Annotated in this window: 14 protein-coding genes and 2 tRNA genes; 15 read left to right on the forward strand and 1 reads right to left on the reverse strand. The window is 59.1% G+C overall.

Annotated elements, in window-relative coordinates; translation table 11 throughout:
- The first annotated feature begins 1 nt into the window (after nucleotide 1).
- The 5 genes from dapB (at nucleotide 2) to PSH86_RS04260 (ending at nucleotide 6,439) form a co-directional block, all read left to right on the forward strand.
- Nucleotides 2–808 carry a 4-hydroxy-tetrahydrodipicolinate reductase gene (gene dapB, locus PSH86_RS04240; RefSeq protein ID WP_109753480.1) on the forward strand — a complete coding sequence of 269 codons (807 nt, stop codon included), beginning with the start codon at nucleotides 2–4 and terminating at the stop codon, nucleotides 806–808.
- 255 nt (nucleotides 809–1,063) lie between these two features.
- The gene (gene carA / locus PSH86_RS04245; RefSeq protein WP_305488101.1) at nucleotides 1,064–2,200 is read left to right on the forward strand and encodes a glutamine-hydrolyzing carbamoyl-phosphate synthase small subunit; all 1,137 of its coding nucleotides are present in this window, start codon (nucleotides 1,064–1,066) and stop codon (nucleotides 2,198–2,200) included.
- Nucleotides 2,201–2,305: 105 nt separating this feature from the next.
- Nucleotides 2,306–5,527 (forward strand): carbamoyl-phosphate synthase large subunit, encoded by a 3,222-nt coding sequence (carB, locus tag PSH86_RS04250; RefSeq protein ID WP_109753481.1) that lies wholly within the window; start codon nucleotides 2,306–2,308, stop codon nucleotides 5,525–5,527.
- A 2-nt stretch (nucleotides 5,528–5,529) separates the two neighbouring features.
- Nucleotides 5,530–6,006, forward strand: coding sequence for a transcription elongation factor GreA (gene greA, locus PSH86_RS04255; RefSeq protein WP_030139783.1), 477 nt, complete (start codon nucleotides 5,530–5,532; stop codon nucleotides 6,004–6,006).
- 28 nt (nucleotides 6,007–6,034) lie between these two features.
- Nucleotides 6,035–6,439, forward strand: coding sequence for an MFS transporter (locus PSH86_RS04260; protein ID WP_109753482.1), 405 nt, complete (start codon nucleotides 6,035–6,037; stop codon nucleotides 6,437–6,439).
- Nucleotides 6,440–6,449: 10 nt separating this feature from the next.
- Here the strand turns inward: PSH86_RS04260 and PSH86_RS04265 are convergent, their stop codons facing one another.
- The gene (locus tag PSH86_RS04265) at nucleotides 6,450–6,758 is read right to left on the reverse strand and encodes a YhbY family RNA-binding protein (RefSeq protein WP_003177852.1); all 309 of its coding nucleotides are present in this window, start codon (nucleotides 6,756–6,758) and stop codon (nucleotides 6,450–6,452) included.
- Between the two features lie 106 nt (nucleotides 6,759–6,864).
- Here PSH86_RS04265 and rlmE point away from each other — a divergent pair, with 106 nt between their 5' ends.
- The 10 genes from rlmE (at nucleotide 6,865) to nusA (ending at nucleotide 15,453) form a co-directional block, all read left to right on the forward strand.
- Entirely contained in the window at nucleotides 6,865–7,497 is a 633-nt protein-coding gene (gene rlmE / locus PSH86_RS04270; RefSeq protein WP_109753483.1) for a 23S rRNA (uridine(2552)-2'-O)-methyltransferase RlmE, read from the forward strand.
- A 200-nt stretch (nucleotides 7,498–7,697) separates the two neighbouring features.
- The gene (gene ftsH / locus PSH86_RS04275; protein WP_109753484.1) at nucleotides 7,698–9,608 is read left to right on the forward strand and encodes an ATP-dependent zinc metalloprotease FtsH; all 1,911 of its coding nucleotides are present in this window, start codon (nucleotides 7,698–7,700) and stop codon (nucleotides 9,606–9,608) included.
- Nucleotides 9,609–9,616: 8 nt separating this feature from the next.
- The gene (gene folP, locus PSH86_RS04280; RefSeq protein WP_109753485.1) at nucleotides 9,617–10,468 is read left to right on the forward strand and encodes a dihydropteroate synthase; all 852 of its coding nucleotides are present in this window, start codon (nucleotides 9,617–9,619) and stop codon (nucleotides 10,466–10,468) included.
- 16 nt (nucleotides 10,469–10,484) lie between these two features.
- Nucleotides 10,485–11,822 carry a phosphoglucosamine mutase gene (gene glmM, locus PSH86_RS04285; protein ID WP_109753486.1) on the forward strand — a complete coding sequence of 446 codons (1,338 nt, stop codon included), beginning with the start codon at nucleotides 10,485–10,487 and terminating at the stop codon, nucleotides 11,820–11,822.
- Nucleotides 11,823–11,888: 66 nt separating this feature from the next.
- Nucleotides 11,889–12,644, forward strand: coding sequence for a triose-phosphate isomerase (tpiA, locus tag PSH86_RS04290; RefSeq protein WP_116834153.1), 756 nt, complete (start codon nucleotides 11,889–11,891; stop codon nucleotides 12,642–12,644).
- A gap of 4 nt (nucleotides 12,645–12,648) precedes the next feature.
- The gene (gene secG, locus PSH86_RS04295) at nucleotides 12,649–13,032 is read left to right on the forward strand and encodes a preprotein translocase subunit SecG (protein ID WP_003197714.1); all 384 of its coding nucleotides are present in this window, start codon (nucleotides 12,649–12,651) and stop codon (nucleotides 13,030–13,032) included.
- Nucleotides 13,033–13,053: 21 nt separating this feature from the next.
- Nucleotides 13,054–13,139, forward strand: a tRNA-Leu gene (locus tag PSH86_RS04300).
- Nucleotides 13,140–13,236: 97 nt separating this feature from the next.
- Nucleotides 13,237–13,313, forward strand: a tRNA-Met gene (locus PSH86_RS04305).
- 140 nt (nucleotides 13,314–13,453) lie between these two features.
- On the forward strand, nucleotides 13,454–13,912 hold the full coding sequence (gene rimP, locus PSH86_RS04310) for a ribosome maturation factor RimP (protein ID WP_053118762.1): 459 nt from the start codon (nucleotides 13,454–13,456) through the stop codon (nucleotides 13,910–13,912).
- 59 nt (nucleotides 13,913–13,971) lie between these two features.
- Nucleotides 13,972–15,453 carry a transcription termination factor NusA gene (nusA, locus tag PSH86_RS04315; protein WP_003177868.1) on the forward strand — a complete coding sequence of 494 codons (1,482 nt, stop codon included), beginning with the start codon at nucleotides 13,972–13,974 and terminating at the stop codon, nucleotides 15,451–15,453.
- Nucleotides 15,454–15,465: the final 12 nt, after the last annotated feature.

Raw genomic sequence — 15,465 nt, forward strand, 5'->3', positions numbered from 1 at the left:
CATGCGACGTATAGCTGTGATGGGCGCTGCGGGGCGCATGGGCAAGGCGCTGGTCGAGGCGGTGCAGCAGCGCTCTCCGCTCTCCGGCCTGACGGCAGCCATTGTGCGGCCCGACAGTACGCTGGTGGGTGCCGATGCTGGCGAGCTGGCCTCGCTGGGGCGTATCGGTGTGCCGATGTCCGGTGGCCTGGAGAAGGTGCTCGACGAGTTCGATGTGCTGATCGACTTCACCCTGCCGGACGTGATGCTGAAAAACCTCGCGATCTGCCGCAAACATGGCAAGGCCATGGTGATCGGCACGACGGGGCTGGATGCCGCGCAAAAGCAGTTGCTGGCCGATGCGGGCAAAGACATTGCGATCGTGTTCGCGGCGAACTTCAGCGTGGGTGTGAACCTGTCACTGAAGCTGCTGGAGATGACGGCCCGGGTCTTGGGTGACGATGCGGATATCGAAATCATCGAGGCGCACCACCGCCACAAGATCGACGCGCCTTCGGGAACGGCCTTGCGCATGGGGGAAGTGATTGCCGATACGCTGGGTCGCGATCTGCAGGAAGTGGCCGTGTATGGGCGCCAGGGGCATACCGGTGCTCGTGAGCGCGATACCATCGGTTTCGCCACTGTGCGCGGTGGCGATGTGGTGGGCGACCATACCGTGCTGTTCGCCACTGAGGGCGAGCGCCTGGAAATCACCCACAAGGCATCGAGCCGGATGACCTTCGCCAAGGGTGCCGTACGTGCTGCGCTGTGGCTGGATGGCCGCGAGCCGGGTTTGTACGACATGCAGGACGTTCTCGACCTGCGTTGATGCCATTGAACGCGGGGTTCAGGTTATACTGAGCCCCGTTTTACACCGCTTCGCGACGGCCTGTCGCATTCCCCTGCCTTTAAGGCTCATTAGCGGTGGACCAAAAAAGCCTTTTTCTGTAAGCTACAGCTTTAGTGTGTCCACTAAAAGCGCGCAGAATAATTCAGTGAAGAAGCGGGGTGACGTGTCCATACGTCACTCCGCTTTTTTACAACCTGCGATCGCCCTTTCAGGCTTTATTTACGGGAGGTCTTCTTGACTAAGCCAGCCATACTCGCCCTTGCTGATGGCAGCATTTTTCGCGGCGAAGCCATTGGAGCCGACGGCCAGACCGTTGGTGAGGTGGTGTTTAACACCGCAATGACCGGCTATCAGGAAATTCTTACCGATCCTTCCTACGCCCAGCAAATCGTTACCCTGACTTACCCGCACATCGGCAACACCGGCACCACGCCGGAAGATGCCGAGTCTGATCGTGTCTGGTCCGCCGGCCTGGTCATCCGTGACTTGCCGCTGGTAGCGAGCAACTGGCGTAACACGATGTCCCTGTCCGATTACCTGAAAGCCAACAACGTTGTGGCGATCGCTGGTATCGACACTCGTCGCCTGACCCGCATCCTTCGGGAAAAAGGCGCGCAGAACGGCTGCATCATGACCGGCGACAACATTTCCGAAGAAGCCGCCATTGCCGCTGCCCAGGGTTTCCCGGGTCTCAAGGGCATGGACCTGGCGAAAGTCGTCAGCACCAAGAAACAATACGAATGGCGCTCCACGGTCTGGGACCTGAAGACCGACAGTCACGCGACGATCGAGGCTTCCGAGCTGCCATACCACGTGGTTGCTTACGACTATGGCGTCAAGCTGAACATCCTGCGCATGTTGGTCGAGCGCGGTTGCCGCGTCACCGTGGTGCCAGCCCAAACCCCGGCCGCCGACGTCCTGGCCCTCAAGCCCGACGGCGTGTTCCTGTCCAACGGCCCTGGTGACCCCGAGCCTTGCGACTACGCGATCCAGGCGATCAAGGACGTGCTGGAAACCGAGATCCCGGTATTCGGCATCTGCCTCGGTCATCAATTGCTGGCCCTCGCCTCGGGCGCCAAGACCTTGAAGATGGGCCATGGCCACCATGGTGCCAACCACCCGGTGCAGGACCTGGACACGGGCGTGGTGATGATCACCAGCCAGAACCACGGTTTTGCGGTAGATGAAGCGACTCTGCCAGCCAACGTGCGTGCGATCCATAAGTCGCTGTTCGACGGCACGCTGCAAGGCATCGAGCGTACCGACAAGAGCGCGTTCAGCTTCCAGGGCCACCCTGAAGCCAGCCCGGGCCCGAACGATGTGGCGCCGCTGTTCGATCGCTTCATCAATGAGATGGCCAAGCGACGCTGACCGCGTGAAGCCCGAGGGCGGCCCCGAGTGCGGCGGCCCCCTCGGGCGCTTCAAAGATTGTTCGACGGCCTAGCCGACTGACCTGCGGATTTGAGTGACAAACCCATGCCAAAACGTACAGACATAAAAAGCATCCTGATTCTCGGCGCTGGCCCGATCGTGATCGGCCAGGCCTGCGAATTCGACTACTCCGGCGCCCAGGCCTGTAAAGCCCTGCGCGAAGAGGGCTACCGCGTCATCCTGGTGAACTCCAACCCGGCCACCATCATGACCGACCCGGCCATGGCCGACGCCACCTACATCGAGCCGATCAAGTGGCAGACCGTTGCCAAGATCATCGAGAAAGAGCGCCCGGACGCACTGCTGCCGACCATGGGTGGCCAGACCGCGCTGAACTGCGCCCTGGACCTGGAGCGCGAAGGCGTCCTGGAGAAGTTCGGTGTGGAAATGATCGGCGCCAACGCCGATACCATCGACAAGGCCGAAGACCGTTCGCGCTTCGACAAGGCGATGAAATCCATCGGCCTGGACTGCCCGCGCTCGGGCATCGCCCACAGCATGGAAGAGGCCAACGCTGTCCTGGAACGCCTTGGCTTCCCGTGCATCATCCGTCCGTCCTTCACCATGGGCGGCACCGGTGGTGGTATCGCCTACAACCGTGAAGAGTTCGAAGAAATCTGTGCCCGTGGTCTCGACTTGTCGCCGACCAAGGAACTGCTGATCGACGAATCCCTGATCGGCTGGAAAGAATACGAAATGGAAGTTGTCCGCGACAAAAAGGACAACTGCATCATCGTCTGCTCCATCGAGAACTTCGACCCGATGGGCGTGCACACCGGTGATTCGATCACTGTCGCGCCGGCCCAGACCCTGACCGACAAGGAATACCAGATCCTGCGTAACGCCTCCCTGGCGGTATTGCGCGAGATCGGCGTGGAAACCGGCGGCTCCAACGTCCAGTTCGGCATCTGCCCGAACACCGGTCGCATGGTGGTCATCGAGATGAACCCGCGGGTATCCCGTTCGTCGGCCCTGGCTTCCAAGGCCACCGGTTTCCCGATTGCCAAGGTCGCTGCCAAGCTGGCCGTGGGCTACACCCTGGACGAGTTGTCGAACGACATCACCGGCGGCAAGACCCCGGCGTCCTTCGAGCCGTCCATCGACTACGTCGTTACCAAGCTGCCACGCTTCGCCTTCGAGAAATTCGCCAAGGCCGATGCCCGCCTGACTACTCAGATGAAGTCGGTTGGTGAAGTCATGGCCATCGGCCGGACTTTCCAGGAATCCCTGCAGAAAGCCCTTCGCGGCCTGGAAGTGGGCGTTTGCGGCCTCGATCCGAAGCTGGACCTGAATGATCCGGAAAGCATGAGCGTGCTCAAGCGCGAGCTGACCGTGCCGGGCGCCGAGCGTATCTGGTACGTGGCCGATGCCTTCCGTGCCGGCATGACCGTCGAGCAGATCTTCGGCATGAACATGATCGACCCTTGGTTCCTGGTGCAGATCGAAGATCTGATCAAGGAAGAAGAGAAGGTCAAGACCCTGGGCATGTCCAGCATCGATCGCGACACGATGTTCCGCCTCAAGCGCAAAGGCTTCTCCGACATGCGCCTGGCCAAGCTGCTGGGTGTGACCGAGAAGAGCCTGCGCGCTCATCGCCACAAGCTGGAAGTGTTCCCGGTCTACAAGCGCGTCGACACCTGCGCGGCCGAGTTCGCCACCGACACCGCCTATCTGTACTCCACGTACGAAGAAGAGTGCGAAGCGGCGCCATCGACCCGCGACAAGATCATGATCCTGGGTGGCGGTCCTAACCGGATCGGCCAGGGCATCGAGTTCGACTACTGCTGCGTACACGCGGCGCTGGCCCTGCGCGACGACGGTTACGAGACCATCATGGTCAACTGCAACCCGGAAACCGTCTCCACCGATTACGACACCTCCGATCGCCTGTACTTCGAACCCGTGACCCTGGAAGACGTGCTGGAAATCGTTCGCGTCGAGAAGCCCAAAGGCGTGATCGTCCAGTACGGCGGTCAGACCCCGCTGAAGCTGGCGCGCGCCCTTGAAGCCGCCGGCGTGCCGATCATCGGTACCAGCCCGGATGCGATCGACCGCGCCGAAGACCGCGAGCGTTTCCAGCAGATGGTCGAGCGCCTGAACCTGCGTCAGCCGCCAAACGCCACCGTGCGCAGCGAGGACGAAGCGATTCGTGCCGCGGCCAAGATCGGCTACCCGCTGGTGGTGCGTCCGTCCTATGTACTGGGCGGCCGTGCGATGGAAATCGTCTACCAGGAGGACGAACTCAAGCGTTACCTGCGCGAAGCGGTCCAGGTGTCCAACGACAGCCCGGTGCTGCTGGACCACTTCCTCAACTGCGCCATCGAAATGGACGTGGACGCGGTCAGCGACGGCAAGGATGTGGTGATCGGTGCGATCATGCAGCACATCGAGCAAGCAGGTGTTCACTCCGGTGACTCCGCCTGTTCGCTGCCGCCTTATTCGCTGCCGGCGCATATCCAGGACGAGATGCGCGAGCAGGTCAAGAAAATGGCCCTGGAACTGGGCGTTGTCGGCCTGATGAACGTGCAGCTGGCCTTGCAGGGCGAGGACATCTACGTCATCGAAGTCAACCCGCGCGCTTCCCGGACCGTGCCGTTCGTCTCCAAGTGCATCGGTGTTTCCCTGGCGATGATCGCGGCACGGGTCATGGCTGGCAAAACCCTGAAAGAGCTGAATTTCACCAAGGAAATCATTCCGAACTTCTACAGTGTGAAAGAGGCGGTGTTCCCGTTCGCCAAGTTCCCAGGCGTGGACCCGATCCTCGGCCCGGAAATGAAATCCACCGGTGAAGTGATGGGCGTGGGCGATACCTTCGGCGAGGCCTTCGCCAAGGCCCAGATGGGCGCCAGCGAAGTATTGCCGACAGGCGGTACGGCGTTCATCAGCGTGCGTGATGACGACAAGCCACTGGTTGCAGGCGTAGCCCGTGATCTGATCAACTTGGGCTTCGAAGTGGTCGCCACTGCCGGCACTGCCAGACTGATCGAGGCGGCAGGCCTGAAAGTGCGCCGCGTGAACAAGGTGACCGAGGGGCGTCCGCACGTGGTCGACATGATCAAGAATGACGAAGTCACACTGATCATCAACACCACCGAAGGTCGCCAGTCGATTGCCGATTCCTACTCCATTCGTCGCAATGCGCTGCAGCACAAGATCTACTGCACCACGACCATTGCTGCGGGCGAAGCGATCTGCGAAGCGCTCAAGTTCGGTCCCGAGAAGACCGTGCGTCGCTTGCAGGATCTACATGCAGGATTGAAGGCATGAGCATAACCAAGTACCCGATGACGGTTCAGGGCGCGAAGGCCCTGGAAGAAGAACACGCTTTCCTGACCAAGGTCGAGCGCCCGCGCTTGAGCCAGGCTATTGGTGAAGCGCGCGAGCTGGGCGATCTCAAGGAAAACGCCGAATACCACGCTGCCCGAGAGGAGCAGGGGATGGTCGAGGCGCGTGTCCGTGATATCGAAGGCCGTATGCAGAATGCGGTGATCATCGACGTCACGACGATCCCGCACACCGGCAAGGTGATCTTTGGCACTACCGTGGAAATCGCCAACGTCGAGACCGATGAAAGCGTCACTTACCAGATCGTTGGTGAGGACGAGGCAGACATCAAGCTCGGCAAGATTTCCGTTGGTTCGCCCATCGCTCGCGCCTTGATTGCCAAGGAAGAGGGTGATGTGGTGGCGGTGAAGACACCTGGCGGTGTCATCGAGTATGAGATTGTCGAAGTCCGTCACATCTGAACGAAGGCGCCCGCTGCGAGCAGGCGCCATGATCTGGCAGCTCACCCAGATGTTGTGGGTGGGCGGCGTCTGGTTGTTGCACATCGGTTTGCTGCCGGTGCTGGGTCGAGTCGGCTTGGCACCGCTGCTCATCGATGAAATCGCAGGCATGCTGACGGCGCTGCTGGTAGGTTTTTCCGCAGCGTGCGTGATATTTCAGGTCTTGGTGCTGGTTCAGGCCGAGGGCCTTGCCAGTCTATGGCGCGACATTCGTGGGCAATTGTTGCTCATGTCGTTGTACGCGTGCGGGATGTTCTTTGCAGTGCGTCTCGGCTGGCCGGATGCGAGCCAATGGCAGGTATTCAGTTACCTGGTGCTGGGTTTTTCCGGGTTGGTGCTGGTGTTGCAGCCGGTTCCCGGATGGGGCGGCAGGGTGCGCGAGGCACACCCTTGACCCTTTGACATCACTTGAAGCGGTGAACGTTCGACAGTTGCTTGTTGACGCTGAAATTCTTGCGATAAATCAGCGCCATCTTGCCGATGACCTGCACCAGGTCGGCCTTGCCGGTCTTGCACAGTTCAGCAACGGCAGCCAGGCGGGCTTCGCGGTCGAGGATGTTGAGCTTGATCTTGATCAGCTCGTGATCGCCCAAGGCGCGTTCCAGTTCGGCGAGTACACCTTCAGTCAAACCGTTGTCAGCCACAGTCAAAACTGGTTTCAGATGGTGGCCAATGGATTTGTATTGTTTCTTCTGCTCTTGAGTGAGCGGCATAATCTGACCCCTGCGTCTGATCTTGTAAAAAGCGGCGGCCAGTTTACCCGAGCAAGTCCGGGACCGCCCACTTAATCACGACCCGTTTTATTTTTAGAGGTGGCCCGTGGCCCGTTCCAAGACTAGCCAGAACTGGCTCAGAGAGCATTTCAACGATCCATTCGTGAAAATGGCGCAAAAAGACGGGTATCGTTCCCGTGCCAGCTACAAGCTGCTGGAGATTCAAGAAAGAGACCGTTTGATCCGTCCAGGCATGAGCGTGATCGACTTGGGCGCCGCCCCGGGTGGCTGGTCCCAAGTGACCAGTCGTCTGATTGGTGGACAAGGCACACTGATCGCTTCCGATATCCTGGAAATGGACAGCATCCCGGATGTGACCTTCATTCAGGGTGACTTCACCGAGGACGCCGTACTGGCGCAGATCCTTGAAGCGGTTGGAAAAAACGAGGTGGACCTTGTGATTTCCGATATGGCCCCCAATATGAGTGGATTGGCATCTGTTGATATGCCGCGATCAATGTTCCTGTGCGAGTTGGCACTGGATCTTGCGACTCGGGTATTGAAGCCAGGTGGTGATTTTTTGATCAAGGTCTTCCAGGGTGAAGGCTTCGACGAATACCACAAGAGCGTGCGCAAGCAGTTCGAGAAGGTCACGACGCGCAAGCCGAAATCATCGCGTGATCGCTCCCGTGAGCAGTACCTGCTGGGCCGTGGTTTCCGTGGTCGCAGTGAGGAATAAGAGGTTTTTCGACCGGGGCGATAGGTTTTTCGTATTTCGTCCCGTGAGCATTAGCGAATATTGTGTAGAAAGTGTTTCACAAAGGGTTACAGACGGCGCCTGCCAGAGTCGTAGGTAATGTAGTAAGTTAGGCCGGTGAATATCATGCGAAGCGCGCGCCAGTAGCGGAGCTTGCTTCAGAGGGTAGTTAATTGAACGATATGGCAAAGAATCTGATCCTGTGGTTGATCATCGCCGCTGTCCTTGTGACCGTGATGAACAACTTCTCCAGCCCTAACGAGCCGCAGACCCTCAACTATTCCGACTTCATCCAGCAGGTCAAGGATGGCAAGGTCGAGCGTGTAGCCGTTGATGGCTATGTGATTACCGGCAAGCGCACCGATGGCGACAGCTTCAAGACCATTCGTCCGGCAATCCAGGACAATGGCCTGATCGGCGACCTGGTGGACAACCACGTCGTGGTCGAAGGCAAGCAGCCTGAGCAGCAAAGCATCTGGACCCAGCTCCTGGTCGCCAGCTTCCCGATCCTGGTGATCATCGCCGTGTTCATGTTCTTCATGCGCCAGATGCAGGGTGGCGGGGGAGGCAAGGGCGGGCCGATGAGCTTTGGCAAGAGCAAGGCTCGACTGCTTTCCGAAGATCAGGTGAAAACCACCCTGGCCGACGTCGCGGGCTGCGACGAAGCCAAGGAAGAAGTGGGCGAACTGGTCGAGTTCCTGCGTGATCCGGGCAAATTCCAGCGCCTGGGCGGTCGTATTCCACGCGGTGTGCTGATGGTTGGCCCGCCAGGTACCGGTAAAACCTTGCTGGCCAAGGCGATTGCCGGTGAGGCCAAGGTGCCGTTCTTCACGATTTCCGGTTCCGACTTCGTCGAAATGTTCGTCGGCGTGGGCGCCAGTCGTGTCCGCGACATGTTCGAACAGGCCAAGAAACACGCGCCATGCATCATCTTCATCGATGAGATCGACGCCGTCGGTCGCCACCGTGGCGCCGGCATGGGTGGCGGGCACGACGAGCGCGAGCAGACCCTCAACCAGTTGCTGGTCGAGATGGACGGCTTCGAAATGAACGACGGCATCATTGTGATTGCCGCCACCAACCGTCCTGACGTACTCGACCCTGCGCTGTTGCGTCCGGGACGTTTCGACCGCCAGGTCGTGGTGGGGCTGCCGGACATTCGCGGTCGCGAGCAGATCCTCAAGGTCCATATGCGCAAGGTGCCAATGGGTGATGACGTCGCTCCGGCAGTCATCGCGCGTGGTACGCCGGGCTTTTCCGGTGCAGACCTGGCGAACCTGGTCAACGAAGCGTCGTTGTTCGCCGCTCGTACCGGCAAGCGTGTCGTGGAGATGAAGGAGTTCGAGCTGGCCAAGGACAAGATCATGATGGGCGCGGAGCGCAAGTCCATGGTCATGTCGGAGAAAGAAAAGCAGAACACCGCGTATCACGAGGCGGGTCACGCGATCGTCGGTCGTGTCGTGCCCGAGCATGATCCGGTCTACAAGGTCTCGATCATCCCGCGAGGTCGTGCCTTGGGCGTGACCATGTTCCTGCCGGAAGAGGATCGCTACAGCCTGTCCAAGCGTGCATTGATCAGCCAGATCTGTTCGTTGTATGGCGGCCGTATCGCTGAGGAAATGACCCTGGGCTTCGACGGTGTGACCACCGGCGCGTCCAACGACATCATGCGCGCCAGTCAGATCGCTCGGAATATGGTCACCAAGTGGGGCCTGTCCGAGAAGTTGGGGCCGCTGATGTATGCCGAAGAAGAGGGAGAGGTGTTCCTTGGTCGTGGTGGCGGTGGCCAGCATGCAAGCTTCTCCGGCGAGACAGCCAAGCTGATCGATTCCGAAGTGCGCAGTATCATCGACCAGTGCTACGGCACTGCCCGGCAGATTCTTACGGACAACCGTGACAAGCTCGATGCCATGGCCGATGCCTTGATGAAGTACGAAACCATCGACGCCGAGCAAATCGACGACATCATGGCGGGTCGCGAACCTCGCGAGCCTCGTGACTGGTCGGGTGGTACCGGCACCTCCGGTACGCCTCCGGCGGTACAGGGTGAGCGTCCGGAAACACCGATTGGCGGTCCGGCCGCTGATGTCTAAGGCTTGAAATGACTTCTGTTCAGTCCTCGACCCGGTTGCCTTGCGGCAACCGGGTTCTTGATTTGGCCCATGCGCATGTCATGGGCATTCTCAATGTCACGCCTGATTCCTTTTCCGATGGCGGTCGATTCAGCCAGCTCGATGCTGCGCTGCGGCATGCCGAAGCCATGGTGGCTGCCGGTGCAACGCTGATCGATGTAGGCGGCGAATCGACCCGGCCGGGCGCGCGGGCAGTCTCGCCTACCGAAGAGCTGGAGCGGGTAGCGCCGATTGTCGAGCGCATCCATCGCGAACTTGATGTCATTATCTCGGTCGATACGTCCACGCCTGCGGTCATGCGCGAGACTGCGCGACTGGGGGCAGGCCTGATCAATGATGTTCGGTCCCTGCGGCGCGACGGCGCCCTGGACGCTGCGGCGGCCACCGGGTTGCCGGTGTGCCTGATGCATATGCTCGGCGAACCGGGGACCATGCAGAATGACCCGCACTATGATGATGTAACCAGGGAGGTGGGTGAATTCCTGGTGGAGCGTCTGGACCAGTGTGCTGCCGTGGGCATTCCCGCCGAGCGGATCGTTCTTGATCCCGGCTTTGGCTTTGCCAAGACGCTGGCTCACAACCTGAGCCTGTTCAAACATATGGAAGCCTTGCATGCCCTGGGGCGGCCCCTGTTGGTTGGGGTTTCGCGAAAGAGCATGATAGGCAATGCCTTGGGCCGACCGGTGGGAGAGCGCCTGTATGGTGGTCTCGCCCTTGCGGCCTTGGCCCTTACCAAAGGCGCGCGCATATTGCGTGTGCACGATGTAGCCGAAACGATGGATGTCGTGCGGATGATCGCAGCTGTGGATTCAGCCGAATAAGAATGACGGAGCACTTATGAGCAAGAAATACTTTGGCACCGACGGTATTCGTGGTCGGGTCGGCGAATACCCTATTACCCCTGATTTCATGCTCAAGCTCGGCTGGGCGGCCGGCATGGCGTTCCGCAAGATGGGCGCCTGCAAGGTGCTGGTCGGCAAGGACACGCGAATTTCCGGCTACATGTTCGAATCGGCACTCGAGGCTGGCCTGACATCGGCGGGCGCCGATGTGATGCTGCTGGGCCCGATGCCGACGCCGGCCATTGCCTACCTGACGCGTACGTTCCAGGCCCAGGCAGGCATCGTGATCAGTGCCTCGCACAACCCTCATGACGACAACGGCATCAAGTTCTTCTCCGGCCAGGGTACCAAGCTGCCGGACGATATCGAGCTGATGATCGAAGAGCTGCTGGACACGCCGATGACTGTGGTTGAGTCGAGCAAGATCGGCAAAGTGTCGCGGATCAACGATGCGTCGGGTCGCTACATCGAATTCTGCAAGGGCAGTGTGCCCACAGGTACCAGTTTTTCCGGCCTGAAAGTCGTCGTCGATTGCGCCCACGGAGCAACCTATAAAGTCGCGCCGAGCGTCTTTCGCGAGCTGGGGGCCGAGGTGGTGGTGCTTTCCGCCCAGCCTAATGGCCTGAACATCAACCACAACTGTGGCTCCACCCATACCGAGGCGTTGCAGGCTGCGGTGCTGGCTGAGCAGGCTGATCTCGGGATCGCCTTCGACGGCGACGGTGATCGGGTCTTGATGGTTGATCACACCGGTACGGTCGTCGATGGTGACGAGCTGCTGTTCATTATTGCTCGTGACCTGCATGGGCGCGGCAAGCTGCAGGGCGGCGTAGTCGGCACGTTGATGAGCAACCTCGGGCTGGAGCTGGCCCTGGCAGACCTGGATATCCCGTTCGTGCGGGCCAATGTGGGTGACCGCTACGTGATCTCGGAGCTGCTGGAGCGCAACTGGGTGATCGGCGGTGAGAACTCCGGCCACATCGTATGCTTCGACCATACCACCACGGGTGATGCGATCATTGCGGCCTTGCAAGTGCTGATGGCGCTCAAGGCGCGTAACGAAGGGCTCGCACAGTCGCGCCAGGCATTGCGCAAATGCCCGCAAGTGTTGATCAACGTGCGTTTCGGGGGCGGTGTGAATCCTCTCGAGGATGCCAAGGTCAAGCAGGCCAGTGAGCGTGTGACACAGGCGATGGCGGGGCGTGGACGTGTATTGTTGCGCAAGTCCGGCACAGAGCCTTTGGTGCGTGTCATGGTCGAAGGCGAGGATGAAGCGCAAGTTCGCGGTTATGCCGAAGAGCTGGCAAAACTGGTTACTGAAGTTTCTGCCTGAATTCGGCTTGCCAGTCATGGATCGGTTGGGTAACATCTGCGCCCACTTTGACCGACGAGGTACAGCATGCGTCGCCCTATGGTAGCTGGTAACTGGAAGATGCACGGTACCCGCGCCAGCGTCGCTGAGCTGATCAATGGCCTTCGTCATCTGGCCTTGCCAAGCGGTGTTGATGTCGCGGTATTCCCGCCTTGCTTGTATATCAATCAAGTGATTGATGGCTTGAAAGGTAAGTCGATTTCGGTCGGCGCGCAGAACTCTGCGGTGGAGTCCATGCAAGGTGCGTTGACCGGTGAGATTGCACCGAGTCAATTGGTGGATGCAGGTTGTTCCCTGGTCCTGGTCGGACATTCCGAGCGTCGCCAGATCATGGGCGAGCAGGACAAGACCTTGATCCGCAAATTTGCTGCGGCCCAGGCCTGTGGTCTGACTCCGGTGTTGTGCATAGGGGAAACCCTTGCGCAGCGTGAAGCCGGCAAGACCCTTGAAGTTGTCGAGCGTCAGCTGGGCAGCATCATCGAAGAGCTGGGTGTTGGTGCTTTTGCAAAGGCAATTATTGCTTACGAGCCAGTCTGGGCCATTGGTACCGGGCTGACTGCTTCGCCGCAACAGGCGCAGGATGTGCACGCAGCCATCCGCGCGCAGTTGGCGGCAGAGAATTCTGAAGTGGCACGAGGTGTGCGGCTTCTATACGGCGGCAGCGTGAAGGCGGCCAATGCGGTCGAACTGTTCGGCATGCCGGATATCGATGGGGGGCTCATTGGTGGAGCGTCCCTGAATGCAGATGAGTTCGGTGCGATCTGTCGCGCCGCGGGAAACTGAAAAAATGCTGGAAACAGTCGTAGTCGTTTTTCATCTGCTGGGTGCACTGGGTGTAGTTGCTCTCGTATTGCTGCAGCAGGGTAAAGGTGCGGATGCTGGTGCGTCTTTCGGTGCAGGTGCTTCAAATACTGTGTTCGGAAGCCAAGGTTCCTCTACCTTTCTTAGTAAGTTTACTGCTATACTTGCCGCCGGTTTCTTCATGACCAGCTTGGGGTTAGGTTACTTTGCTAAAGAGAAAGCTCACGAGCTGACTCAAGTAGGTTTGCCAAACCCAGCAGTCCTGGAGGCGCCAAAGCAACAACCGGCTTCTGATGATGTCCCGGTGCTTCAAGAGCAAAAGTCGGCCAACCCGGCGACTGACGTGCCTCCAGCTCAAGAGCAGAAGTAAGAAGGTTTCAAACGCTGTATTGCCGAGGTGGTGGAATTGGTAGACACGCAACCTTGAGGTGGTTGTGCCCATAGGGTGTAGGGGTTCGAGTCCCCTTCTCGGTACCAATTATCAGGAGAGCCCGCGATTGCGGGCTTTCTTGTAGGTGGAAGGGTTACATTGACCCTGTAAGGGATCGGTCGTATACTTCCGCCCCAGCTTTGTCGCGGGATGGAGCAGTCTGGTAGCTCGTCGGGCTCATAACCCGAAGGTCGTCGGTTCAAATCCGGCTCCCGCAACCAGTTTCAGGGGCCCCTTCCAAGGGGCTTTTTGTTAGCTGGACACTTTATAACGCCGCTATTCGACGGCGTTTCAGGGATGGGCGATTCGCCCATTTTTTTTTATTTGCACAGCATGCACAAACATGCACGAGGGGGTTCAGGTGTCGAGCAAGCTAGAACAGTTGCAGGCCTTGTTGGCCCCGGTGGTCGTGGCCCTTGGCTATGAATGCTGGGGTATTGAGTTTTCGGCTCAAGGTCGCCACTCACTGTTGCGCGTTTATATCGATAAGGAAGGCGGCGTGTTGGTGGATGATTGCGCCATCGTCAGCCGTCAGATCAGCGGTGTACTGGATGTTGAAGATCCAATCACCTCCGAATACACCCTTGAAGTTTCCTCGCCTGGCATGGAGCGCCCCCTGTTCACTCTTGAACAGTTCGCTTTGTTTGCCGGTGAACAAGTGAAGATCAAGCTGCGCTCGCCTTTCGAAGGTCGACGCAACTTCCAAGGCCTTCTGCGCGGTGTAGAAGAACAGGACGTCGTGGTGCAGGTAGATGACCATGAGTTCCTGTTGCCGATCGATATGATCGACAAGGCCAACATTATTCCCAGTTTTGACTGATACGTGCCAGATACTGCGGATCCCGCGGATCCAATGGCTTGCGAAAGGCGAGGCGTACGATGAGCAAAGAAGTACTGCTGGTTGTTGAGTCGGTATCCAATGAAAAGGGCGTACCGGCTAACGTTATTTTTGAAGCGCTGGAGCTGGCCCTGGCCACTGCTACCAAGAAGCGGTTTGAAGACGAAGTTGATTTGCGTGTGGAAATCAATCGCCACACGGGTGCCTACGAGACTTTCCGTCGCTGGACGGTAGTCGAGGAAGCCGACCTGGACGATCCGGCTATCGAAACCTGGCCGAGCAAGGTTGCAGAAACGCACCCGGGCGCCAAGGTCGGTGATGTCGTCGAAGAAAAAATCGAATCCATCGAGTTCGGTCGCATCGCTGCACAGACTGCCAAGCAGGTTATTGTGCAGAAAGTTCGCGAAGCCGAGCGCGCGCAAGTCGTCGACGCTTATCGCGAGCGCCTGGGGGAAATCATCTCCGGCACCGTGAAAAAAGTGACCCGCGACAACGTGATCGTCGACCTGGGCAACAACGCTGAAGCGTTGCTGGCTCGCGAAGACATCATTTCTCGCGAAACTTTCCGGGTTGGCGTGCGTTTGCGTGCGCTGCTCAAGGAAATCCGCACCGAGAACCGCGGCCCACAGCTGATCCTGTCGCGTACCGCGCCGGAAATGCTGATCGAGTTGTTCCGCATCGAAGTGCCGGAAATTGCTGAAGGCCTGATCGAAGTCATGGCCGCCTCCCGTGATCCGGGATCGCGTGCCAAGATCGCGGTCCGCTCCAAGGACAAGCGCATCGACCCGCAAGGTGCTTGCATCGGCATGCGTGGTTCGCGTGTCCAGGCCGTATCCGGCGAGTTGGGCGGCGAGCGCGTGGACATCGTCCTGTGGGACGACAACCCGGCTCAGTTCGTGATCAACGCCATGTCGCCTGCTGAAGTGGCGGCAATTATCGTCGACGAAGATGCCCATGCCATGGACATCGCCGTTGGCGCAGACAATCTCGCTCAGGCTATCGGTCGTGGTGGTCAGAACGTGCGTCTGGCCAGCCAGTTGACTGGCTGGACCCTGAACGTGATGACCGAATCGGACATCCAGGCTAAGCAACAAGCGGAAACCGGCGACATCCTGCGCAACTTCATCGAAGAGCTCGAAGTCGATGAAGAACTGGCGCAGGTGCTGGTGGACGAAGGTTTTACCAGCCTGGAAGAGATTGCCTACGTACCGGTGGAGGAAATGCTCAACATCGACGGCTTTGACGAGGAAATCGTCAACGAGCTTCGCGCTCGGGCCAAGGATCGTTTGTTGACCAAAGCCATCGCTACTGAGGAAAAGCTGGCAGACGCCCATCCGGCCGAAGACCTGCTCTCGCTTGAGGGCATGGACAAGGATTTGGCGATGGAACTGGCGGTGCGCGGCGTAATTACCCGCGAAGACCTGGCCGAGCAGTCTATTGACGATCTGCTCGACATCGACGGCATTGACGATGATCGTGCCGGCAAGTTGATCATGGCCGCCCGAGCCCACTGGTTCGAGTAATTAGGCGCGGCC

Origin of the sequence: Pseudomonas sp. FP2300, from assembly GCF_030687595.1 — a bacterium.
In the GTDB taxonomy this organism is placed as follows: domain Bacteria; phylum Pseudomonadota; class Gammaproteobacteria; order Pseudomonadales; family Pseudomonadaceae; genus Aquipseudomonas; species Aquipseudomonas bijieensis.

Bases quoted from the DNA above. Each gene is read 5' to 3' on its own strand.
- dapB (WP_109753480.1), top strand. From the start codon at position 2: ATGCGACGTATAGCTGTGATGGGCGCTGCGGGGCGCATGGGCAAGGCG.
- carB (WP_109753481.1), top strand. From the start codon at position 2,306: ATGCCAAAACGTACAGACATAAAAAGCATCCTGATTCTCGGCGCTGGC.
- PSH86_RS04260 (WP_109753482.1), top strand. From the start codon at position 6,035: ATGATCTGGCAGCTCACCCAGATGTTGTGGGTGGGCGGCGTCTGGTTG.
- PSH86_RS04265 (WP_003177852.1), bottom strand. From the start codon at position 6,758: ATGCCGCTCACTCAAGAGCAGAAGAAACAATACAAATCCATTGGCCAC.
- ftsH (WP_109753484.1), top strand. From the start codon at position 7,698: ATGGCAAAGAATCTGATCCTGTGGTTGATCATCGCCGCTGTCCTTGTG.
- folP (WP_109753485.1), top strand. From the start codon at position 9,617: ATGACTTCTGTTCAGTCCTCGACCCGGTTGCCTTGCGGCAACCGGGTT.
- glmM (WP_109753486.1), top strand. From the start codon at position 10,485: ATGAGCAAGAAATACTTTGGCACCGACGGTATTCGTGGTCGGGTCGGC.
- tpiA (WP_116834153.1), top strand. From the start codon at position 11,889: ATGCGTCGCCCTATGGTAGCTGGTAACTGGAAGATGCACGGTACCCGC.
- secG (WP_003197714.1), top strand. From the start codon at position 12,649: ATGCTGGAAACAGTCGTAGTCGTTTTTCATCTGCTGGGTGCACTGGGT.
- nusA (WP_003177868.1), top strand. From the start codon at position 13,972: ATGAGCAAAGAAGTACTGCTGGTTGTTGAGTCGGTATCCAATGAAAAG.